The sequence below is a fragment of the Rhodococcus sp. IEGM1428 genome, from assembly GCF_050321865.1.
In the GTDB taxonomy this organism is placed as follows: Bacteria; Actinomycetota; Actinomycetes; order Mycobacteriales; family Mycobacteriaceae; genus Rhodococcoides.
Genome location: NZ_JBNQFW010000001.1, coordinates 1095577 through 1118268 on the forward strand (window position 1 = coordinate 1095577; position 22692 = coordinate 1118268).

Genomic DNA, 22692 nt, shown 5'->3' on the forward strand with positions numbered 1-22692 from the left:
GACTCTTCCCTGTGCGCGCGCCTACCGTCGAGCGCGTGAAGCGGAATTGGATACTCGTAATCGGCCGGCGCGTCAACGCCTGAGCCGGTTGTTCAAACTCGCATCGACGCGCCACCCTCGTACAGCACTCGCTGACGGGGGTTTTTTCTTGCCCAGAGATCGCCCAGCAATTTCACATTCCTGAGGAAGCAATCAGTGAGCGCACCAACCGCACGCCCGGGGCCCACGACTCGTAAGTCGGGGCCGGCCGCAAGCCCGTCGACCAGCAGCCCGTCCGCAGAAGCGGCGACCAACGGATCGCGACGTCACGTCGCGCCCGAGAAGGTCTCCGGCGCACAGTCGGTCGTTCGAGCCCTCGAAGAACTCGACGTCGACACCGTATTCGGCATTCCCGGTGGCGCGGTTCTACCGGTCTACGACCCGCTCTTCGACTCCGTCAAGGTGCGCCATGTGTTGGTGCGTCACGAGCAGGGTGCAGGCCACGCAGCGACCGGCTACGCCCAGGCGACCGGCAAGGTCGGCGTCTGCATGGCGACCTCCGGCCCGGGTGCGACCAACCTCGTCACCCCGTTGGCCGATGCACAGATGGACTCGGTGCCCATCGTCGCGATCACCGGTCAGGTCGCGCGCAGCCTCATCGGCACCGACGGCTTCCAGGAAGCCGATATCTCGGGTATCACGATGCCCATCACCAAGCACAACTTCCTGATCACCGACGGCGCGGACATTCCGCGCATCATGGCCGAGGCGTTCTACATCGCGGCCTCGGGTCGTCCCGGAGCCGTGCTCGTCGACATCCCGAAGGACGTGCTGCAGGCACAGACCACGTTCTCGTGGCCACCGGAAATGCGTCTGCCCGGGTACCGCCCGGTCACCAAGCCGCACGGCAAGCAGGTTCGTGAAGCAGCGCGCTACATCGCCGATGCCAAGCAGCCGGTGCTGTACGTCGGCGGCGGCGTCATCAAGGCGAACGCCTCTGCAGAACTGCTCGAGCTCGCCGAACTGACCGGCATTCCGGTTGTCACCACGTTGATGGCGCGCGGGGCGTTTCCCGACACCCACCAGCTGAACCTGGGCATGCCCGGTATGCACGGCACGGTCGCTGCGGTCGCCGCTCTGCAACGCAGCGATCTGCTGATCACGCTCGGTGCCCGGTTCGACGACCGCGTCACCGGTCAGCTCTCGTCCTTCGCGCCGGATGCCAAGGTCATCCACGCCGACATCGACCCCGCCGAGATCGGTAAGAACCGGTACGCGGACGTGCCGATAGTGGGCGACTGCGGCGAGGTCATCACCGAGCTGATCGAGGCTCTGCGGGCCGATCGCGCGACCGGAACGACTCTCGATCTCGAGCAGTGGTGGGTCTACCTCGACGGCATCCGCAAGACGTACCCGTTGAGTTACGACCGTCCGTCCGACGGTTCCATGTCTCCCGAGTTCGTGATCTCCTCGGTCGGCAAGTTCGCCGGTCCCGACGCGATCTACTGTGCCGGCGTCGGCCAGCACCAGATGTGGGCCGCGCAGTTCATCAACTACGAAAAGCCGCGCACGTGGCTCAACTCGGGTGGCCTCGGCACGATGGGGTACGCGGTTCCGGCCGCCATGGGAGCCAAGATGGGCCTGCCCGACGCCGAGGTGTGGGCCATCGACGGTGACGGTTGTTTCCAGATGACCAACCAGGAGCTCGCGACCTGCGCGGTCGAGGGCATCCCGATCAAGGTCGCGCTCATCAACAACGGCAACCTCGGCATGGTTCGGCAGTGGCAGACCCTGTTCTACGAAGAGCGCTACTCCAACACCAACCTCGGTACGCACGGTGCCGTCCGTATCCCCGATTTCGTCAAGCTTGCCGAGGCATTGGGCTGCGTCGGTCTGCGGTGCGAGCGGGAAGAGGACGTCGATGCCGTGATCGCTCAGGCACGCGCGATCAACGATCGTCCGGTCGTCATCGACTTCATCGTCGGTGCCGACGCCCAGGTGTGGCCGATGGTGGCCGCCGGAACAGGCAACGACGAGATCATGGCCGCCCGCGGAATTCGGCCGCTGTTCGACGAGGACGAGACCGTGGGCAGCGAGCCGGGAATCGACGACGCGATGGAACGCGAGCAGGCGCCGCACCCGATGAACAACGACGTGAAAGGCACCGACCTGTGAGCACGAGCCATACCCTCAGCGTTCTCGTCGAGGACAAGCCAGGTGTGCTGGCCCGCGTCGCCGCACTGTTCTCGCGTCGCGGCTTCAACATCTCCTCGCTCGCCGTCGGCGGAACCGAGATTCCCGACATCTCACGCATGACCATCGTCGTGACCGTCGACGAATTTCCGCTCGAGCAGGTGACCAAGCAGCTCAACAAGCTCATCAACGTCATCAAGATCGTCGAGCAGGACGACGATTCCTCGGTGGCTCGCGAGTTGGTGCTGATCAAGGTCCGAGCCGACGCCAGCGTCCGCAGCGAGGTCATCGAAACGGTGAACCTGTTCCGCGCCAAGGTGATCGATGTCTCGCCCGAGGCAGTCACGGTCGAAGCGACGGGCACCCGCTCGAAGCTCGACGCGTTGCTGAAGATGTTGGACCCCTATGGAATTCGAGAAATAGTTCAGTCGGGAGTCGTTGCCGTCGGACGTGGACCGAAATCGATCACTGCGTCGCGGTAGCGGCCCCGGTGACGAACACACGTAAAACCCAAGAGGAAAGGTAACAACCAGTGGCAGTCGAGATGTTCTACGACGACGATGCTGATCTGTCGATCATCCAGGGCCGCAAGGTCGCTGTGATCGGATACGGAAGCCAGGGCCACGCGCACTCTCTGAGCCTGCGCGACTCCGGCGTCGATGTTCGCATCGGCCTGGCGGCAGGCTCGAAGTCCCGCGCCAAGGCGGAGGAGCAGGGCCTGAAGGTCGGTACGCCCGCCGAGGTGTCCGAGTGGGCAGACGTGATCATGGTGCTCGCACCCGATACCGCTCAGGCCAAGATCTTCTCCGAAGAGATCGAGCCCAACCTGAAGGACGGCGACGCGCTGTTCTTCGGCCACGGCCTCAACATCCACTTCGACCTGATCAAGGCTCCGGAGTTCGTCACCGTCGGCATGGTCGCACCCAAGGGCCCCGGCCACCTCGTGCGTCGCCAGTTCGTCGACGGCAAGGGCGTTCCCGCGCTCATCGCCATCGACCAGGACCCGAAGGGTGAGGGCCAGGCCCTCGCACTGTCGTGGGCCAAGGGCATCGGCGGAACCCGCGCAGGCGTCATCAAGACCACGTTCAAGGAAGAAACCGAGACCGACCTCTTCGGTGAGCAGGCCGTGCTGTGCGGTGGCACCGAAGAGCTCGTCAAGACCGGCTTCGAGGTCATGGTCGAGGCCGGCTACGCCCCCGAGATGGCGTACTTCGAGGTGCTACACGAGCTCAAGCTCATCGTCGACCTCATGTACGAGGGCGGCATCGCTCGTATGAACTACTCGGTGTCCGACACCGCGGAGTTCGGCGGCTACCTCTCGGGACCTCGCGTCATCGACGCAGGTACCAAGGAGCGCATGAAGGCAATTCTGGCCGACATCCAGTCGGGTGAGTTCACTCGTCGCCTGGTCGCCAACGTCGAGAACGGCAACACCGAGCTCGAAGGCCTGCGCAAGGCCAACGCCGAGCACCCCATCGAGGTCACCGGCAAGAAGCTGCGCGACCTGATGAGCTGGGTCGATCGTCCGATCACCGAAACGGCATGATTCTCGCCGAATCGCGTTCGCACGCACACTGATCGAAGGGCACCGCTACACAAGGTGGCGGTGCCCTTCGGTGCGTGCCCGACGGTGGCGTCGCAGCTCGACGTCGCCGGCCACTAAACTGTTTCTGCTGCACCAGCTCCGAAATTTTTACCGTCAACAGTCTCGAACCGACTTAGGGAGTTCTTCACGTGAGCCAGCCAGGCCGTCCTGTCGTTCTGATCGCCGACAAACTTGCGCAGTCCACCGTCGAGGCACTGGGTGACGGCGTCGAGGTCCGTTGGGTCGACGGCCCGGATCGTCCCGCGCTGCTCGCCGCGGTTCCCGAGGCCGACGCGATCCTCGTGCGTTCCGCGACCACGGTCGACGCCGAGGTGCTCGCTGCCGGGACCAATCTCAAGATCGTCGCCCGCGCCGGCGTCGGCCTGGACAACGTCGACGTACCCGCAGCCACCGAGCGCGGCGTCCTCGTCGTCAACGCACCGACCTCCAACATCCACACCGCCGCCGAGCATGCAGTCACGTTGCTCCTCGCGGCCGCGCGTCAGATTCCCGCTGCCGACGCCACCCTGCGTCAGCACGAGTGGAAGCGCAGCAAGTTCAACGGTGTCGAGATCTTCGGCAAGACCGTCGGTGTCGTGGGCCTCGGCCGCATCGGTCAGTTGTTCGCGCAGCGTCTCGCCGCATTCGAAACCCACATCATCGCCTACGACCCCTACGTCTCCGCTGCCCGCGCGGCGCAGCTCGGTATCGAACTGGTGAGCTTGGACGAGCTGCTCGAGCGCGCAGACATGTTCTCGGTTCACCTGCCGAAGACGCCCGAGACCAAGGGCATCATCGGCAAGGAAGCCCTCGCCAAGACCAAGCCGGGTGTCATCGTCGTCAACGCCGCTCGCGGTGGTCTGGTCGACGAGCAGGCGCTGGCCGACGCCATCACCAGCGGTCATGTCTTCGCCGCCGGTATCGACGTCTACGCCTCCGAGCCGTGCACCGACAGCCCGTTGTTCGAGCTGCCCCAGGTCGTCGTCACCCCGCACCTCGGCGCGTCGACCACCGAGGCCCAGGACCGCGCAGGCACCGATGTGGCCAAGTCCGTGTTGCTCGCTCTCGCAGGTGAATTCGTGCCCGACGCGGTCAATGTCAAGGGTGGGGCCGTCGGCGAAGAGGTCTCGCCGTGGCTCGAGATCGTGCGCAAGCAGGGCGTACTGCTGGGCGCACTGTCCACCGAGCTTCCCACGTCGCTCTCGGTCGACGTACGCGGCGAACTGGCCGCCGAGGACGTCGAGATCCTCAAGCTGTCGGCGTTGCGGGGCTTGTTCTCTGCGGTCATCGAGGACTCGGTCACGTTCGTCAACGCTCCGTCGCTCGCCGAGGAGCGTGGCGTCACCGCCGAGGTCACCACGGCGTCCGAAAGCGAGAACCACCGCAGCGTCGTCGACGTCCGGGCCGTGTACGGCGACGGAACGGTCCTGAACGTCGCCGGAACTCTCACCGGGACGACGCAGGTCGAGAAGATCGTCAACATCAACGGTCGCAACTTCGATCTGCGCGCCGAGGGCAAGAACCTCATCGTCAACTACGCGGATCAGCCCGGCAGTCTCGGCCGGATCGGCACGCTGCTCGGTGATGCAGGCATCGACATTCAGGCCGCTGCGCTGAGCCAGGACTCCGAGGGTGACGGCGCAACGATTCTGTTGCGCGTCGACAAGGACGTTCCGGCCGAGCTCAGTGCGAGCATCGCGACCGCGGTGGGTGCCTCCACCATCGAGCTGGTCGACCTGTCCTGATCGCCGCAGCCGATCGGACCAACACGAACTACGAGGAGTGAGATGAAGCTGGCCGTCATCGCCGGGGACGGAATCGGACCCGAGGTCGTCGCCGAGGCGCTTGCCGTGCTCGACGTGGTCGCGCCCGGTACCGAGAAGACCGAGTACGACCTCGGTGCGCGCCGCTACAACGCCACCGGGGAGCTACTACCGGACTCGGTGTTGGCGGAACTGCGTGAGCACGACGCAATCCTGTTGGGAGCCATCGGCGATCCGTCGGTACCCAGTGGTGTGCTCGAACGCGGGTTGCTTCTGCGCGCTCGATTCGCGCTCGATCATCACATCAATCTGCGTCCGGCCAAGCTGTATCCCGGAGTTGTCGGCCCGCTGGCCGGCGACAAGGAGATCGACGTCGTCGTCGTGCGCGAGGGCACCGAGGGGCCCTACACCGGAAACGGTGGTGCGCTTCGGGTCGGTACGCCGCACGAGGTCGCTACCGAGGTCAGCGTCAACACGCGCTACGGCGTGGAGCGGGTGGTGCGCAACGGTTTCGAGCGAGCGCTCACTCGGAGGAAGCATCTGACGCTGCTGCACAAGACCAATGTGCTGACCTTCGCAGGCAGCCTGTGGGCTCGCACCGTCGACGAGGTTGCCGCGGAATTCCCGGACGTCGAGGTCGCATATCAGCACATCGATGCCGCGATGATTCACCTCGTCACCGATCCCGGTCGGTTCGATGTGATCGTCACCGACAACCTGTTCGGCGACATCGTGACCGACCTCTCGGCCGCAGTGACCGGTGGAATCGGTTTGGCCGCAAGCGGAAACATCGATGCGACCCGTACCAACCCGAGCATGTTCGAGCCGGTTCACGGTAGTGCGCCCGACATCGCCGGACAGCAGAAGGCAGATCCGACCGCTGCCATCCTGTCGGTGTCGCTGTTGCTCGATCATCTCGGAGATGCGGCGGGAGCCGCGCGAGTGGAAGCCGCTGTCGCAGCGGATCTCGCGCAGCGAGGGACGACGGCGGCGTCGACGAAGGAGATCGGCGCACGAATCGCCGCTCGCCTGTAGCTCGATCGACACGACATGCCACGGTAGGCCGACTGCCCACCGTGGCATGTCGTGTTTCCGGATATCCCCGCCGTGCTGGATCAGCCGGCACTGTCGGAATTCTCGGCGGGAATCTCGGGACGTGGATCGTCGGGGACGATCGGCACGGAGAGTGCGGGGAAGATCGCCGACACCAGGAATGCGATGGGAAAGCTGACCGCCGCAAGTGCCCCGAACACCGGCGGCACGGCCGACGCGAACACGTATTGACTCGTGTTCTGTACGCCGAGGGCGCGTCCGCTCCAATACGGTCCAGATATCTCGGCGACAGCGGTGAAGGCAAGACCGTTCGGGGCAACGGTGGCTACGGACGCGACGACGAGCAGCACGATCGCGACGGGGGAGTCGAACCAGTCGGCCACTCCGAGTCCGAGCATGCTGACGGCGGCAGTCACCGCGACCCACCGTAGGGGCCGCATGCGGCTGCCGACCCGATCGGACAGTGCGCCGACGCACATCCGGCCCAGTGCGCCGAGAATCTGCGTGACCGTGACGAGAACGCCCGCCGCCGCTGCCGTCCATCCTCGGTCGGTCATCAGCCAGACGAGCGCGTACGTCCAGACCACGTACTGCGGGACCACCAACAGGATCGACGTGGCGTGAATGCGCCACAGTTGCCTGCTGCCTCGGTACGGATTGTCGAGCAAACCCTGCTCCGCCGCATCGGTGCGATTGGGACGCGGGGGGTCGACGACAGCGAGACACAGGAGTGCGGCTGTTGCGCACACGGCGGCGGGTACGAGCAGAGCCGCTCCGACGCCGTGGTCCCGAGCGATGGGTGGGATGGTCAGTGCTGCAACGGCCACGCCCAGCGGTACCGACATCTGCCTGATACCCATCGCCAATCCACGGCGATGCGGCGGGAACCATCCCACCACGACTCGTCCGCTCGCGCTGTTCGCACTGGCGGCCGCCATACCGCCGATCAGCAGAAGAACGGCCAGCACCGGAATGGAGGTGCTGACCACTGCAGCGACACTCGCGGCGGCCGTGAGCCCGAGCCCGATCACCAGGACGAGACGCTCGCCGATCCGGTCGACGAGCACGCCCCATGCGATGAGGGTCAACATGATGCCGACGGTGGGCATCGCAACGACGAATCCTGCCGTGGCAAGGCCGAGCCCTCGGTCGTCGTGCAGAGCGGGAATGAGAAATGCAGCACCGTTGATGAAGACGGCACCTGCAGTCTGGGCAAGCATTCCGAGTACGAGCATGAACCACCGTCGTGTCTCGCCGATACCGGACAACTGCTTCGTGGCGTCCATTCCGTCCTCACGATCTCACTATGTGAACATTCAGTCTTGAAATATGGAACCTGTTCGGAACATTACACCGGCGAAGGATCAACGGATCGGACGGCGTCGACGTGTGAAGAACGACGGTCGATAGACTTCGGGCATGCGTCTCGGTCGAATTGCAAGTCCTGATGGTGTGGCATTCGTGAGTATCGAAGGTGAGGGTGACTCGCAGACTGCGAAGGAAATTGCCGAACATCCTTTCGGCACACCCACGTTCACGGGTCGGTCGTGGCCGCTGGCCGACGTCCGACTGCTCGCTCCCATCCTCGCCAGCAAGGTCATCGCCATCGGCAAGAACTACGCCGCTCACGCGGCCGAGATGGGCGGTGAGGCACCGAAGGACCCCGTGATCTTCATCAAGCCGAACACCTCCATCGTCGGCCCGGGTGCGGCCATCGTGCTGCCGTCGTCGTCGAACGAGGTGCACTACGAGGGTGAACTGGCCATCGTGATCGGTCGTCCCTGCAAGGATGTTCCCGCGTCGAAGGCGTACGAGGTGGTGCTCGGATACACCGTCGCCAACGACGTCTCGGCCCGTGATCACCAGAAGAACGACGGGCAGTGGACTCGTGCCAAGGGGCACGACACCTTCTGCCCACTGGGGCCGTGGATCGAGACCTCGATCGATCCCTCCGATCTGGAGATCAAGACCGAGGTCGACGGTGTCGTCAAGCAGCGGAGCCGCACTTCGCTTCTGCTGCACGATATTCCGAAGATCATCGAGTGGGTGTCCGCAGTGATGACGCTGCTCCCCGGTGACGTCATTCTCACCGGAACCCCCGAGGGAGTGGGACCCATCGTCGACGGTGACAGTGTGTCGATCACCGTCGAGGGAATCGGTACCCTGACCAATCCCGTCGCAGCGAAGAAGTAGGGCAACGATGACCACTCCAGCAGCCGTACGCGTTCGATTCTGCCCGTCTCCCACCGGTACCCCGCACGTCGGACTCATCCGAACAGCGCTGTTCAACTGGGCGTTCGCGAGGCATCACGGTGGAACTTTCGTCTTTCGCATCGAGGACACGGACGCCGCACGCGACTCCGAGGAGTCCTACGCCGCCCTGCTCGACGCATTGCGCTGGCTCGGTCTCGACTGGGACGAGGGTCCCGAGGTGGGCGGTCCGTACGAGCCCTACCGTCAGTCTTTGCGTCGAGATCAGCACACGGCCGTCGTTCGACAGTTGCTCGACGCCGGTGAAGCCTACGAATCGTTTTCCACGCCCGAGGAAGTCGAAGCTCGCCACAAGGCCGCCGGGCGCGACCCCAAGCTCGGCTACGACAACTTCGACCGCGATCTGACTCCGGAACAGCGGCAGGGCTTTCTGGACGAGGGGCGTGGAGCCGTCGTACGGCTGCGTATGCCCGATCACGATCTGACCTGGAACGACCTCGTACGCGGGGAGACCACGTTCAAGGCGGGAACCGTACCGGACTTCGCGTTGACCCGCGGTAACGGAGTTCCGCTGTACACGTTGGTCAATCCCGTCGACGACGCACTGATGAAGATCACCCATGTGCTGCGCGGCGAAGACCTGCTGTCGTCGACCCCTCGTCAGCTCGCCCTCTACGAGGCGCTGATCCGAATCGGCGTGGCCGATCGGACCCCGGAGTTCGGGCATCTGCCGTTCGTGATGGGCCAGGCCAACAAGAAGCTGTCCAAGCGTGATCCCGAAGCCGATCTCTTCATCCACCGCGATCGGGGATTCATCCCCGAGGGGTTGCTGAACTACCTCGCCCTTCTCGGGTGGGGCATCTCGGACGACCACGATGTGTTCTCGCTCGACGAGATGGTGGCGGCGTTCGAGATCTCGTCGGTCAATTCCAACCCGGCGCGCTTCGATCAGAAGAAGGCCGACGCGATCAACGCCGAGCACATCAGGATGCTGGCAGCGGACGATTTCGCGGCGCGCTTGCGCGAATACCTCGTCGCTCGAGGCCATCTCACCGAGCCGGTCGACGAGAAGATCTTCGCCGTCGCGGCCGATCTGGTGCAGACCCGCATCGTCGTGCTGTCGGACGCATGGGGACTGCTGAAATTCTTGTTCGTCGACGAGGCGGACTTCGAGATCGATCCCGCTGCTGCAGCCAAGAACCTCGGCCCCGATGCCGCACCCGTTCTCGACGCCACTGTCGAGGCACTGACGGCGTTGCAGACCTGGACCACGGCGGACCTGGAAGCGACTCTCAAGGACGCGTTGATCGAGAAGCTGGAGCTCAAGCCGCGCAAGGCCTTTGCTCCGGTTCGAGTGGGAGTGACAGGGTCGCACATCAGCCCGCCGCTCTACGAGTCCATGGAACTGCTCGGCCGCGAGAGGACCCTCGCTCGTCTGGCTGCTGCACGCACTCGTATCGCGTGACGGCGGTTCGTCGCGGGCCGTCACGCTCGGTCGGAGATTTCGACACATGAGTGTCGCCGATCGACTCGACCGACTGCAGCGCAGGCGGCCGGTTCTCGGATATCCCATTGCGGTGGTGTACAAGTTCGTCGACGATCAGGGCGGGTATCTTGCCGCCCTGATCACCTACTACGCCTTCGTCTCGCTGTTTCCCGCGCTCCTGTTGTTCTCCACGGTTCTGGGCATCGTGTTGGTCGGTAGCCCCGAACTGCAACAACAGATCCTCGACTCGGCGCTGGGGCAGATTCCGGTGATCGGTGACGAACTCGGGCAGCCGGATCGAATCAGCGGCGGTGTCGTGGGTTTGGTCGTCGGTGGACTCGGATCCCTCTACGGTGGGCTCGGTGTGTCGGTGGCATTACAGAACGCGACCAACACCGCGTGGGCCGTGCCCAAGAACGTGCGCCCCGATCCGATCCGCGCCCGCGTGCGCGGGTTGGGCCTGCTCGGTACTGTCGGGATCGCGACCCTCACGATCACGGCTGTCAATGTGCTCAGTGCCGCAGGATATTTCGGTCCCGAGGCCGGCCCGATCGTTTTCACCGTGGCCACCCTCCTGTACGTCGCGGTGTTCGTCGTTGCCTTCCGCTTGGCGACCGCCAGGCCCCTGTCCATCCGAGACGTCCTGCCGGGTGCCATCGCGGCGGGCATCATCTGGCAACTGCTGCAGAGCTTCGGCAGCGTCTACGTCAAGTACGTGGTGAGCAATGCGACCGTCACCAACGGAGTGTTCGCCGTGGTGCTCGGACTGCTCGCGTTTCTGTACGTCACCTCGTTGTCCGTGGTGATGTGCATCGAGATCAACGTCGTTCGTGTCGATCGACTCTTCCCGCGAGCCCTTCTGGCACCCTTCACCGACGACGTGGAACTGACCGAGGGTGACAAGCTCACCTACACCGGACAGGCAGAGGCGCAGCGCAGCACAGCATTCGAGGAAATCGAGGTGACGTTCGAGGACCCACCGAGTGCTCAGTCGGACTCCGACTCCGACTCCGACTCCGAATCGGAAGCCGAAACGCCGTAGAAGCGGTCGATTCTCGTCTCCATCGGAAACCGCACGGCCGTATCGCCGAACATCAACCGGGTAGCCGACAATGCCGCCGCTGCAACGGCTTCCGACACCGTGTCTGCATCGACCGTCGGGCAGTGCACCACCACTTCGTCGTGCTGAAAGAACACCAACTCGCCACTCCCGGCTCCGATCTCGTCCCGCAATCGTCCGCGCAGATCGGCCAACAAGCACAACGCCCATTCCGCAGCGGTGGCCTGTACCACGAAGTTACGGGTGAATCGTCCACGTGCGTGAGCGTCACCACTGGCCCACCACTGCGCCGAGGGCGGTGGGCAGGCCCGACCCAGCCACGAACGGACGACCTCACCCCGCTCGCCGGCGCGGGCGGCCTCTTCGACGAGTCCCACCGCACCGGGGAACCTGGCCCGCAGTCTCGTCAGCAGACCGCGAGCCTCACCCGACGTCGCGCCGTACAGAACTCCGAGAACGGCGACCTTGGCCTTGCCTCGATCGCCCTCGAACGACTCTGCTGCCACGGGTGCGTACAGATCAGCGGTACCGGCAGCGGCAACCATGCGTGGGTCGCCGGACATCGCCGCGAGAATGCGGGGTTCGAGTTGTCCGGCGTCGGCGGCGACGAACGTATGTCCGGGATCGGCGATCACGCTGGCTCGCAACGGTTTCGGAATCTGTAGACCGCCCCCGCCGCGGCTTGCCCACCGGCCCGAGACCACGGCACCGGGAACGTAGACCGGCCGGAACCGATCGCCCCGCACCCACGAGTCCAGCCAAGCCCACCCATTCGTACTGTGCAATTTCGAGAGATCGCGATGGCGCAACAGCAGAGGGACGGCAGGGTGATCGATCTCGCGGATGACGTGTGCGCGAGTCGATGTCAGTTCGATTCCGGAGCGTGCGAACGCGGCCACCACCTCCACCGGAGACGAAGGATTGACGCGTCGGCCGAACGCCGACGAGATCTCGCTTTCGAGCCGAACCAGAGACGGGGGGAGGGAACCATCGACCGGACGGGCCCCGAGCATCGACTCGAGATGACGCCGGTGCGCCGCTGCCGAGAACGGTAATCCGCTGTGGGTCATCTCCGCAGCGGCCAGACCCCCGGCCGATTCCGCTGCCGCCAGTAGGTGCAGTGCGCGGTCGTCACCGATGTGCTCGAACTGACGCTGGTACTCGGTGACCACGTCTGCGGGGTCGGAGTGCGGATCCGCGTCGAACAGTCCCGGTCGCAGGTCTGCGGGTGCGGATGGGACAGCTGCGGAGCCGGTTCGCATCGCCAGAATCGCGCCGACCAGAGCGAGATCGTGGCAACGGCGCACGCGTATCCCACGTTCGAGGAGACGAGGGTAGATCCGGCTGGTGTCCTCCCATACCCATCTCGGCCGTTCGGACGCCTCGAGATCGGCAACTGCTGCGGCCGGATCCTCGACCACGGTGGGTACGCCTCGGATCGCACAGTCGTCGTCGAGATACGTCAGTACCGCCTGCTCGCCGCGAGGTACGAGCACGACCTTCATCGGATTGTGCGGTGTGTGCGAGCGGTCACGAAGATCAAGTCTGCTGTACGTGCGACCCGAGGGGCAGTGCGGGCTCGTGCATCGGCGACAGACGCCGGTCGAGCGCTGTCGGAGCGCGTCCACAGCGTCGTTTTGGAGGCTCTGAGCAGCCGATTTGGAGAATGGGTATGCACCTTTGATAGTCTCTATCCCGGCTCGAAACGCAGTGCACACCGATGTCGGTGAGCAGTTCGATTCAAGTCCATTGGGGTATGGTGTAATTGGCAACACAGCGGTTTCTGGTACCGCCATTCTAGGTTCGAGTCCTGGTACCCCAGCGAGCAGGTAGCGACGATTTTGTCGCCGGTGCCGAGGCAGTTAAGCTGACTCGGCACTTACAAGCTCGAAACAATGCAGGTGAAGTTCCTGGCCCCGTCGTCTAGCGGCCTAGGACGCCGCCCTCTCAAGGCGGTAGCGCGGGTTCGAATCCCGTCGGGGCTACAACTGACAACACCCTCTCGATCCTCGGATCGAGAGGGTGTTGTCGTTTCGGGCCGGATGCTTCACACGCTCTTGCGACGGAACATCTTCTGATGGTCGGCCGGTCCGTGGGTGCTGTTGACCTTCGGTCCACCGTCTTTGTGCTCGACGGAATTGTGGGCCTTGCTGTTCTTCTGCTCCAGAACCTCGCGGAACTTCTTCTTCAATTCTTCACTGCCGGATTCGGGCATGGGTGACTCCTCGCAGTAGGCGACCGGCCGGTGGGGCCGCTCGAGACGAAGGTACTCCATTCTCGCCGCGGGCTCAGCTGATTTTCGGCTGTCCGACCGTGGCCGGAGAGCATCGGTCAGAGACGCTTGTGCAGCGCGTCGGCTGCTGCGAGAAGATCCGCGGCCCAGCGCGCACCGGGCTTGCGTCCGATTCGATCGATGGGTCCCGATACCGAGATCGCCGCCACCACAGTGTCGTTGCCGTCGCGAACCGGCGCCGCCACGCTGGCGACGCCAGGTTCGCGCTCGCCCGCGCTCTGCGCCCAGCCGCGGCGTCGTACCTCGATGAGGACGCGCTCGCCGAATTCTGCATCGGGCAGAACGGTTCTTTGAGTGTGCGAGTCTGCCCATGCCAGTAGAACTTTGGCACCGGAACCGGCTGTCATCGGCAGTCGCGCGCCGACGAGCACTGTGTCTCGAAGGCCTGTCGGGGGCTCCATGGACGCCACGCAGACACGTACCGTTCCTTCCCGCCGATAGATCTGCACACTTTCACCGGTGATTTCGCGCAGGCGTGGGAGCACGGAGGCGGCGGCGTCGAGCAATGCGTCGGACGCGCTCGCTGCGAGTTCTCCCAGGCCCGGCCCGGTGTGCCACAGGCCGTCGGCATCTCGAACGAGCAGTCGGTGGGTCTCCAGGCCGACCGCGAGTCGGTGAGCGGTGGCGCGGGGGAGGGCGGTGCGAGCGCACAGATCGCCGAGATTGCAGGGCTTCTCGGCCACTGCGTGCAGCACCGCCATTGCCTTGTCGAGTACACCGATGCCACTCGATTTGTCGACGAGGCCGGCCAGGCTATGCTGTCTCATAGAACGATATTAGCCTCCCGAATGCTGAGATTGCACAACTGTGAGATCTCCAGCGCGCCGAGAGGCATGATGTCGAGACGAGACGCAAGGTGAACCAGCGAAGTTCGCCGACGCGACGACAGGAAGGCGAGGTCGACGAGACCGATGTCCGATACACCGAAGACTTTGGCGGAGAAGGTATGGGACCAGCACGTGGTGGTCCGAGGCGGAGGAGAAGGCGGCGCTCGTGAGCCCGATCTGATCTACATCGATCTTCACCTCGTACACGAGGTGACCAGTCCGCAGGCGTTCGACGGTCTCCGGTTGGCCGGCCGCGGGCTTCGCCGCCCCGATCTGACGATCGCGACCGAGGATCACAATGTCCCCACGGCCGACATCTTCGCCCCCATCGCAGATCTCGTCTCGCGTACCCAGGTGGACACCCTTCGCCGAAACTGCGAGGAATTCGGAGTGCGGCTGTACCCGATGGGCGATCTCGATCAGGGCATCGTGCACATCATCGGACCTCAGCTGGGTCTTACCCAGCCCGGTATGACCGTCGTGTGCGGGGACAGTCACACGTCGACGCACGGGGCCTTCGGCTCGATCGCCATGGGCATCGGTACCAGCGAGGTCGAGCACGTGATGGCCACGCAGACTCTCTCTCTGCGCCCGTTCAAGACGATGGCGATCACCGTCGACGGTGAACTGGCACCCGGCGTGACGAGCAAGGACCTGATTCTTGCTGTCATTTCCAAGATCGGTACCGGTGGCGGGCAGGGTTACGTCCTCGAGTACCGCGGTGAGGCCATCCGCAAGCTGTCGATGGAAGCGCGAATGACCATCTGCAACATGTCGATCGAGGCCGGTGCGAGGGCAGGCATGATCGCCCCCGACGAGATCACCTACGAATACCTGAAGGGTCGCCCGCACGCACCGCAGGGAGCCGACTGGGACGCAGCAGTGGCGTCGTGGAACCAGCTGGCGACGGATCCGGATGCAGTGTTCGACAACGAGGTCCACATCGATGCCGATACGTTGACGCCGTTCGTTACGTGGGGCACGAATCCGGGTCAGGGTGCGCCGCTGGGAAGTACGGTGCCCGATCCGGAGTCGATGACCGACGAGGGCGAGCGGTCGTCGGCGCAGAAGGCCCTGCAGTACATGGGTCTCGAAGCCGGCACGCCGATCCGTGAGATCGCCGTCGACACCGTGTTCGTCGGTTCCTGCACCAATGGCCGGATCGAGGATCTGCGTGCCGTTGCGTCGGTTCTGGAGGGACACCGAGTTGCCGAGGGAGTGCGAATGTTGGTGGTACCCGGCTCCATGCGGGTACGAGCGCAGGCGGAGGAGGAAGGCCTCGGCGACATTTTCACTGCCGCAGGGGCCGAATGGCGCCAGGCTGGATGTTCCATGTGCCTCGGGATGAATCCGGACCAACTGGTGGCTGGTGAGCGATCGGCGTCGACCTCGAACCGCAATTTCGAGGGCAGGCAGGGCAAAGGTGGTCGTACTCATCTCGTCTCGCCTCTGGTTGCTGCTGCTACCGCAATCCGCGGAACCCTGTCCTCTCCGGCGGATCTCGCGTAGAACGCGTCCTCGCTCGGATCGATCGAACCCATAGGAGACAATTCGATGGAAGCTTTCACCCGGCACACCGGTATCGGAGTTCCGCTTCGGCGGTCCAACGTCGACACCGATCAGATAATCCCCGCGGTCTACCTCAAGCGGGTGACGCGCACCGGATTCGAGGACGGGTTGTTCGCCGCGTGGCGCTCGGATCCGAACTTCATCCTGAATCTCGAGCCGTACAACCGTGGCTCGGTACTCGTAGCCGGACCCGATTTCGGTACGGGATCGTCACGCGAACATGCCGTCTGGGCGCTGTCGGACTTCGGTTTCAGGGTTGTGATCGCGTCCCGATTCGCAGATATCTTCCGTGGAAACTCGGGCAAAGCCGGTCTGCTGGCGGCCGAAGTGGAACAGTCGGACGTCGAATTGCTGTGGAAAGCCTTAGAAGAACAGCCCGGTCTGGAAATAATTGTCGACCTCGTCGACAAGACCGTGACGGCTGGAACTTTGGTGGTGCGCTTCGCGATTGACGACTACACCCGGTGGCGTCTGCTGGAAGGTCTGGACGACATCGGATTGACATTACGCCAGGTAGAGGCCATTACGGAGTATGAAAAGTCAAGGCCTTCATACAAACCCCTGACGCTCCCAGCGCGGATCGAGACCCCGACCGAAAGCTGACCGCGTGGGGGTCCGACACGCTATGCGGCCGTGAATCATTCCGCGACACCAAAATGAAAATTGGCGTGGCGCATAGACTCTTGACGACTTGGGGTTTACCGTTGTAGTAGTCGGTCCGACGATGGGCCACCATATAGCGGAGGAAATTCCATGAACAAGGCAGAGCTGATCGACGCCCTGACCGAGAAGTTGGGGTCTGACAGGCGGAGCGCCACAGAGGCTGTCGAGAACATCGTCGACACCATCGTGCGTGCAGTGCACCGCGGCGAGAGTGTCACGATCACAGGCTTCGGCGTGTTCGAGCAGCGTCGTCGCGCAGCGCGTGTCGCGCGCAACCCCCGCACCGGCGAGACCGTTCGCGTCAAGCCGACCAACGTTCCGGCATTCCGTCCGGGTGCGCAGTTCAAGGCAGTCATCGCAGGCGGACAGAAGTTGCCCGCCACCGGACCCGCCGTCAAGCGCGGTTCCGCAGCGGCTCCGGCCAAGAAGACTGCGGCGGCAAAGAAGACGGCTGCGAAGAAGGCAGCCGTGAAGACGACCGCCCGCAAGGCAACCACCGCTGCGGCCAAGAAGGCAGCTCCCGCGAAGACCGCCGCCAAGAAGGCAGCTCCCGCGAAGACTGCAGCCAAGAAGGCAGCTCCCGCGAAGACCACCGCACGTAAGACAGTTGCAAAGAAGGCTCCGGCCAAGACAACTGCTCGCAAGGCTGCAACGACGGCTGCACCCGCCAAGAAGGCTCCGGCCAAGACGGCAGCCAAGAAGACCGTAGCCAAGAAGGCTCCGGCCAAGAAGGCTCCGGCCAAGAAGGCCCCCGCGAAGCGCGCAGCGAAGAAGTAGAGCCTGCAGGCTTCGCATCTCGCAGGAACGCAAGTAAGGCCCCCGACTCGAATATCGAGTCGGGGGCCTTACCGTCGTTCGTGTTGCGTCCCCTAGTCTCCGGAGACGAGGGTGGGTAGGGGGCTGGCAATGTGGTCGGCCGCAACGAGCCTGCCGTCGTGACGCGAGAGCACCCACACGCTGCCTTTTCGATTCCTGTTGGCAGGCAACGTGATTCCGTCCTTCTCGGCCCACCAGCGCATCAGGTCGGGGATCACCTTGCCCTGGCTGCAGACAACGGGCGTGCCGGGCAGTTCGGCTATGTCGCGAGCGCGATGACGCCCCTTGCGGGGGTCATCGGCATACCCCTCCTCGGACAGCAGGTGCTCCGGGGTGATCTCCGCACCCAACGACTCTGCGAACGGAGCGACCGTCTGAACACACCGGGCACGGTCGGCCGCGTACACCGCGTCGGCCCCGAATGCCCGAAGCAGCGAGACCAGTGACTCGGCCTGACGTCGTCCGGTCTTGTCGAGCGGGCGATCGACGTCGTTGCCCTTGTACCGCGATCGCGAGCCGGCGCTGCCGTGACGGACCAACAGGACCGTCGAGGTGTCGGCAGGTTTGGCCACGAACCGGCGAAGAATCTTGTGGTCCATGGGATACGAGAGTTCGCGGCCGATGTCTGCGGGTGCTATCCAGCGCACCTCGTCCACCTCTTCGTTGGGGACGAACTCACCGCCGGTTGCCTCCGCCGCCCAGTAGAGGACCTTCTTCATCCGACGGTGGCCCGGGATCGGGTATGTGACGTAGGACAGTGACCGCCCCAGTCGCGAGTCGAATCCGGTCTCTTCCTTGACTTCTCGGACTGCCGCATCGACAGCGGTCTCACCGGGATCGAGCTTTCCCTTGGGGAACGACCAGTCGTCGTACTTCTGCCTGTGTACCAACGCGATCTCGACGGCACCGTCGCTGCGCGGAGATCGTCGCCACAGAACAGAACCGGCCGCAAAGATGTTGGCGCGAGGGGAGCCATCGGAGGTTCCCATCAGGACGCCTGATTCCTCCGGCTACGCATCAACTCCACCTGATGCTCACGGACTGTCTCACCCTGCGCCGGTGACGCGACCCAGCCGCCGTCCGGTCCCAACTCCCAGCAGCGCGTGGTGGGATCGAGTGCAGAGTCGAAGATCTCGCTCAGCTGGTTCGCCAGTCGTGTGTCCTTCACCTGAGCCATCACCTCGACTCGGCGATCGAGGTTGCGGTGCATCATGTCCGCACTGCCGATCCAGAACTCGTCGGCACCCTGAAAATGCAGAACTCGCGAGTGTTCGAGGAACCTGCCCAGGATGGAGCGAACCTCGATGTTCTCCGACAGTCCTGGAACTCCCGGCTTGAGCGCGCAGATACCGCGAACGACCACCTTGACCGGAACGCCTGCGATGGACGCACGGTAGAGCGCATCGATGACCTGCTCGTCGACCAACGCGTTCGCCTTGAGACGAATCCCCGCCGCACGTCCCTGCTTGAGGTGTTCGACCTCGGCCTCGATGCGTTCGACGATGCCGCGGCGCACTCCGTACGGTGCCACGAGTAGGTTGCGGTACTTGGACTTTCGTGAGTAGCCGGTGAGCGAGTTGAACAGATCGGTGAGGTCGGCACCGATCTCCGGGGACGACGTGAACAAACCGACGTCCTCGTAGATGCGCGCTGTCTTGGGGTTGTAGTTGCCGGTTCCGATGTGGCAGTACCGGCGAATGACCGACCCCTCTCGGCGCACCACGAGACAGGTCTTGCAGTGCGTCTTGAGACCGACGAGGCCGTACACCACGTGCACGCCTGCCTTTTCCAGCTTGCGCGCCCATTCGATGTTGGCCTGCTCGTCGAAACGTGCCTTGATCTCGACCAGTGCAACCACCTGTTTGCCCGCACCGGCTGCATCGACGAGCGCATTGACGATCGGGGAATCTCCCGACGTGCGATACAACGTCTGCTTGATGGCGAGCACCTGCGGGTCGGCCGCTGCTTGCTCGATGAAGCGTTGGACGCTGGTGGAGAACGAATCGTACGGATGATGCACCAGGACATCGCCGTCGCGCAGCGTCGAGAAGACGCTCTTGGGGGTCTCGCGCTCGCCGAACGCCGGGTGGGTCGCCGGAACGAAGGGTGCGTCCTTCAGATTGGGACGGTCGACGCTGTAGACCTGCCACAGGCACGACAGATCGAGCAGTCCGGGTACCTGGATGACGTCGCCGGGGTCGACATCGAGTTCACGCAGCAGCAATTCGAGCATGTGCTCGGTCATGTCGTCGGCGATCTCGAGGCGGACCGGTGAGCCGAAACGCCTACGGGCCAGCTCGCGCTCCAGCGCCTGCAGCAGATCCTCGTCGCGGTCTTCCTCGACCTCGAAATCGGCGTTGCGCGTGATGCGGAACGCGTGAGACTCGACGACCTGCATGCCGGGGAAGAGTACGTCGAGGTGCGCCGAGATCAACTCCTCCATCGACAGAAACGCGTCGATGCGGTGCGAGCCTTCGCCGCGCTTGACCCGCACGAAGCGATCGACGTTGTCGGGGACCTTCACGCGAGCGAAATGCTCACCGGTTGTGGAGTAATCCTTCACCGTCACAGCGAGATTGAGGCTCAGGCCGCTGATGTAGGGGAACGGGTGAGCGGGGTCGACGGCCAGTGGTGTGAGTACTGGAAAGACCTGTTCGGTGAAGTACTCCGAGAGCCGGGCACGTTCGTCGCTGTCCAGATCCGACCACCGGATGATCGCGATGCCTTCGGCGGTGAGCTCCGGCAGAATCGAATCCAGCAGTACTCGCGCATGTTTGAGCGCCAGCTCCTGGGTGCGCTGGCCGATCACCGCGAGCTGTTCACGCGGAGTCATACCGTCGGCGGATCGAACCGAAAGACCGGTCTCGTCACGACGTTTGAGACCGGCCACTCGAACCATGTAGAACTCGTCGAGGTTCGACGCGTAGATCGCGAGAAACTTCGCCCGTTCCAGCAGGGGGAGCGACGAGTCCTCCGCCAGAGCGAGGACACGTGAATTGAAGTCGAGCCAGCTCAATTCCCGATTGAGATAGCGATTTTCGGGGAGCACGGTGGTGATGTCCACCGACTGCGGTGTGGCGGCCGGTAGCGCGGAGGGGATGCTCGGCATCGTCGCTGCGATCGGAGCGCTCCATACCGGCTCCGAACCGGTGCCTTCCCCGGTCTCCCTCGACGGATCTTCGTTGGCCGGCTGCGCGTCGTCTCTGCTCACCGGACGATCATCCCTCATACCCGGCGTGGGTGAAACTCCGATGGGCGAAACTCGGTCACGCAGTTGTCGCCGATGCGTCGTCACTCCAACCGAGCGAGCGCAGGACGGCAGCCGTTGCCGGCCCGACCCCGAGCCGGTGTGCACTGCGGACGTCCACCGCAGTGTCGACGTCGAGCCGCAGACCCGGCCAGATGCCGTCGAGCTTCTGTGCGCCGGACTCCGCGTGGCGGCGTGCGGAATCAACCCCGAACAGTGGTGCGAGCTCGCCGGGTGAGTCCTTGAGTATCAATGCGGCGGTACCGGTGCCGTGGTGATCGACCACCAGTGATCGGCCTCCGCGAGGCGCAACAGAGTATGCCTGAGCGAGTTCGGCGGGACGCATGGCCGGCAGGTCGGCTTGCAGCGCGATGATGTCGATCCGGGCGTCGTCGTCGTGCCCTCGTCGCCGGCCGACGACCTCGGCGCGTCGCAACACGGCCGCCGCGGACGCGAACGCGTGATTGAGACGTGCGTCCGGTGGCTGTGCGGGATCGCCGACCGGCTCGTCGAACACTCGCGCGCCGATTCTGCGGGCGGTCTCGGCGACGAGGGGATCCGGGGTGACCACCGTGACCGAATCCACCACCGATACGGCGTCTGCGGCGGCCACGGTGTCGCTGAGCATCGCGAGCACCAAACTGGTTCGCTCGGAGCCCGAGAAGTCGGCCGCCAACCGCGACTTCGCCGCCGCAAGATCCTTCACCGCGATGAGGACCGCGACAACACGGCGGGCAGGGTCGGACGACGCGGCCACTCGGTCGCCGTCGTCGAATCGGTGTGCACCCATGGTGCTCGATCCTGCCAGCGTCGCGGATCTGTGCCGACTCCGACCGCCCGAGCCGGTGTGCGAGTTAGGGTGATGCCGCGCGAAGAACGAGGGCATCGGCAAGCAGGTGAGGGGTTGGCGGCATGAGCAGAGCAGCGGTGATGGGTTCGGGGTCGTGGGGAACGGCTTTCGCCAAAGTACTGGCCGATGCCGGGACCGACGTCACGATGTGGGCCCGCCGTGACGAGCTCGCTGCATCCATCACCGACGACCACGAGAACAAGGACTACCTTCCGGGTATCGAGCTGCCCTCGTCGATTCACGCATCGAGTGATCCCGCTCGTGCTCTCGACGGAGCCGACATCGTGGTGTTGGCCGTGCCGTCACAGAGTCTGCGGGCCAACCTGGGGGAGTGGACCGACTCGATCCCGCCGCACGCGACACTGCTGTCGTTGGCCAAGGGAATCGAGACCGGCACGCTCATGCGCATGAGCCAGGTGATCGCTCAGGTCACCGGAGCAGATCCGAGTCGGGTGGCGTGTCTGTCCGGGCCCAACCTTGCGCGCCCGATCGCCGAGGGACAGCCTGCCGCGACCGTCATCGCATGCTCGGACTCCCAGCGCGCCCTGGAGATCCAGAAGTCCTGCGCCACCGGTTATTTCCGGCCGTACACGAACTCCGATGTCATCGGTGCCGAGATCGGTGGAGCCTGCAAGAACGTCATCGCCCTCGCGTGCGGGATGGCCAGTGGCGTCGGATACGGAGAGAACACTCTCGCATCGATCATGACCAGGGGTTTGGCCGAGATAATCCGACTCGGCGTAGCACTCGGTGCCAAGCCGTCGACGTTGTCCGGTCTGGCCGGCGTAGGCGACCTCGTCGCCACGTGTTCCTCGCCCCTCTCGCGCAACCGCACGTTCGGTGAGCGCCTCGGTTCGGGTGGTTCCCTCGAAAGCGCGCAGGAAGCAGCGCACGGACAGGTTGCCGAGGGCGTGAAGTCCTGCACGTCGGTGCGTGCGCTCGCCGAGAGCTACGACGTGGAGATGCCGCTGACCGATGCGGTGCACCGGGTGTGTCACGGGGGCATGTCCGTTCCGGATGCGGTCGGTCACCTGTTGGGACGACGTATCAAGCCCGAGTGAGGCAGAGTTCGCGCGCTCGCGACCGACAGGGCGAAT

19 protein-coding genes and 2 tRNA genes are annotated in these 22692 nt (G+C 64.3%); 14 read left to right on the plus strand and 7 right to left on the minus strand.

Going from position 1 to position 22692, the window contains the following annotated elements; translation table 11 throughout:
* The first annotated feature begins 195 nt into the window (after positions 1 to 195).
* The 5 genes from ACQR3T_RS05090 (at position 196) to ACQR3T_RS05110 (ending at position 6555) form a co-directional block, all read left to right on the plus strand.
* On the plus strand, positions 196 to 2154 hold the full coding sequence (locus ACQR3T_RS05090) for an acetolactate synthase large subunit (protein WP_032376997.1): 1959 nt from the start codon (positions 196 to 198) through the stop codon (positions 2152 to 2154).
* Complete coding sequence (gene ilvN, locus ACQR3T_RS05095; protein ID WP_008717436.1) at positions 2151 to 2654, plus strand: acetolactate synthase small subunit; 504 nt, start codon at positions 2151 to 2153, stop codon at positions 2652 to 2654. The genes ACQR3T_RS05090 and ilvN overlap by 4 nt, the downstream gene beginning before the upstream one ends.
* A gap of 62 nt (positions 2655 to 2716) precedes the next feature.
* Entirely contained in the window at positions 2717 to 3718 is a 1002-nt protein-coding gene (gene ilvC, locus ACQR3T_RS05100; RefSeq protein WP_170944858.1) for a ketol-acid reductoisomerase, read from the plus strand.
* 188 nt (positions 3719 to 3906) lie between these two features.
* Complete coding sequence (gene serA, locus ACQR3T_RS05105) at positions 3907 to 5502, plus strand: phosphoglycerate dehydrogenase (RefSeq protein ID WP_428692690.1); 1596 nt, start codon at positions 3907 to 3909, stop codon at positions 5500 to 5502.
* Between the two features lie 42 nt (positions 5503 to 5544).
* Positions 5545 to 6555, plus strand: a complete 1011-nt coding sequence (locus tag ACQR3T_RS05110) for a 3-isopropylmalate dehydrogenase (protein ID WP_428692691.1) — start codon at positions 5545 to 5547, stop codon at positions 6553 to 6555.
* A gap of 80 nt (positions 6556 to 6635) precedes the next feature.
* Here ACQR3T_RS05110 and ACQR3T_RS05115 read toward each other — a convergent pair whose 3' ends face one another.
* The gene (locus ACQR3T_RS05115; protein ID WP_428692692.1) at positions 6636 to 7859 is read right to left on the minus strand and encodes an MFS transporter; all 1224 of its coding nucleotides are present in this window, start codon (positions 7857 to 7859) and stop codon (positions 6636 to 6638) included.
* A 133-nt stretch (positions 7860 to 7992) separates the two neighbouring features.
* On the opposite strand from ACQR3T_RS05115, the gene ACQR3T_RS05120 reads away from it, so the two are divergent.
* From ACQR3T_RS05120 to ACQR3T_RS05130, 3 genes are read left to right on the plus strand one after another with little or no spacing between them, the layout of a single operon-like run.
* A complete protein-coding gene (locus ACQR3T_RS05120) occupies positions 7993 to 8766 on the plus strand; it encodes a fumarylacetoacetate hydrolase family protein (protein ID WP_428692693.1) in 774 nt (257 codons plus the stop codon).
* Positions 8767 to 8773: 7 nt separating this feature from the next.
* Positions 8774 to 10249 carry a glutamate--tRNA ligase gene (gltX, locus tag ACQR3T_RS05125; protein WP_428692694.1) on the plus strand — a complete coding sequence of 492 codons (1476 nt, stop codon included), beginning with the start codon at positions 8774 to 8776 and terminating at the stop codon, positions 10247 to 10249.
* A 46-nt stretch (positions 10250 to 10295) separates the two neighbouring features.
* Entirely contained in the window at positions 10296 to 11312 is a 1017-nt protein-coding gene (locus ACQR3T_RS05130; protein WP_428692695.1) for a YihY/virulence factor BrkB family protein, read from the plus strand.
* On the opposite strand, the gene ACQR3T_RS05135 is transcribed toward ACQR3T_RS05130, so the two are convergent.
* Complete coding sequence (locus ACQR3T_RS05135) at positions 11258 to 12835, minus strand: bifunctional 3'-5' exonuclease/DNA polymerase (RefSeq protein ID WP_428692696.1); 1578 nt, start codon at positions 12833 to 12835, stop codon at positions 11258 to 11260. The two genes, ACQR3T_RS05130 and ACQR3T_RS05135, sit on opposite strands and share 55 nt — an antisense overlap.
* A 245-nt stretch (positions 12836 to 13080) precedes the next feature.
* Between ACQR3T_RS05135 and ACQR3T_RS05140 the strand changes: the two genes are divergently transcribed.
* Both ACQR3T_RS05140 and ACQR3T_RS05145 read left to right on the plus strand, forming a co-directional pair.
* Positions 13081 to 13152 (plus strand) — tRNA-Gln (locus ACQR3T_RS05140).
* 90 nt (positions 13153 to 13242) lie between these two features.
* Positions 13243 to 13315 (plus strand) — tRNA-Glu (locus ACQR3T_RS05145).
* 62 nt (positions 13316 to 13377) lie between these two features.
* On the opposite strand, the gene ACQR3T_RS05150 is transcribed toward ACQR3T_RS05145, so the two are convergent.
* Together ACQR3T_RS05150 and ACQR3T_RS05155 are read right to left on the minus strand one after the other, a co-directional pair.
* The gene (locus tag ACQR3T_RS05150; RefSeq protein WP_165430210.1) at positions 13378 to 13545 is read right to left on the minus strand and encodes a DUF5302 domain-containing protein; all 168 of its coding nucleotides are present in this window, start codon (positions 13543 to 13545) and stop codon (positions 13378 to 13380) included.
* Between the two features lie 116 nt (positions 13546 to 13661).
* Positions 13662 to 14390: an IclR family transcriptional regulator gene (locus tag ACQR3T_RS05155; protein WP_032403157.1), complete on the minus strand. Its 729-nt coding sequence runs from the start codon at positions 14388 to 14390 to the stop codon at positions 13662 to 13664.
* Between the two features lie 144 nt (positions 14391 to 14534).
* Between ACQR3T_RS05155 and leuC the strand changes: the two genes are divergently transcribed.
* The 3 genes from leuC to ACQR3T_RS05170 all read left to right on the plus strand — a co-directional run bounded on the left by leuC (position 14535) and on the right by ACQR3T_RS05170 (position 17459).
* On the plus strand, positions 14535 to 15959 hold the full coding sequence (leuC, locus tag ACQR3T_RS05160) for a 3-isopropylmalate dehydratase large subunit (protein ID WP_428692697.1): 1425 nt from the start codon (positions 14535 to 14537) through the stop codon (positions 15957 to 15959).
* A 45-nt stretch (positions 15960 to 16004) separates the two neighbouring features.
* On the plus strand, positions 16005 to 16622 hold the full coding sequence (leuD, locus tag ACQR3T_RS05165; RefSeq protein WP_032377008.1) for a 3-isopropylmalate dehydratase small subunit: 618 nt from the start codon (positions 16005 to 16007) through the stop codon (positions 16620 to 16622).
* A gap of 150 nt (positions 16623 to 16772) precedes the next feature.
* Positions 16773 to 17459: an HU family DNA-binding protein gene (locus ACQR3T_RS05170; protein ID WP_032377009.1), complete on the plus strand. Its 687-nt coding sequence runs from the start codon at positions 16773 to 16775 to the stop codon at positions 17457 to 17459.
* A gap of 92 nt (positions 17460 to 17551) precedes the next feature.
* On the opposite strand, the gene ACQR3T_RS05175 is transcribed toward ACQR3T_RS05170, so the two are convergent.
* The 3 genes from ACQR3T_RS05175 to cofC all read right to left on the minus strand — a co-directional run bounded on the left by ACQR3T_RS05175 (position 17552) and on the right by cofC (position 21535).
* Positions 17552 to 18487 carry an NUDIX hydrolase gene (locus ACQR3T_RS05175; RefSeq protein ID WP_032377010.1) on the minus strand — a complete coding sequence of 312 codons (936 nt, stop codon included), beginning with the start codon at positions 18485 to 18487 and terminating at the stop codon, positions 17552 to 17554.
* Positions 18487 to 20607, minus strand: a complete 2121-nt coding sequence (locus ACQR3T_RS05180) for an RNA degradosome polyphosphate kinase (RefSeq protein WP_230594596.1) — start codon at positions 20605 to 20607, stop codon at positions 18487 to 18489. Before ACQR3T_RS05180 ends, ACQR3T_RS05175 begins: the two co-directional genes overlap by 1 nt.
* 157 nt (positions 20608 to 20764) lie before the next feature.
* A complete protein-coding gene (gene cofC, locus ACQR3T_RS05185; RefSeq protein WP_080730462.1) occupies positions 20765 to 21535 on the minus strand; it encodes a 2-phospho-L-lactate guanylyltransferase in 771 nt (256 codons plus the stop codon).
* 122 nt (positions 21536 to 21657) lie between these two features.
* On the opposite strand from cofC, the gene ACQR3T_RS05190 reads away from it, so the two are divergent.
* Positions 21658 to 22656 (plus strand): NAD(P)H-dependent glycerol-3-phosphate dehydrogenase, encoded by a 999-nt coding sequence (locus tag ACQR3T_RS05190; RefSeq protein ID WP_032377012.1) that lies wholly within the window; start codon positions 21658 to 21660, stop codon positions 22654 to 22656.
* Positions 22657 to 22692 lie beyond the last annotated feature (36 nt).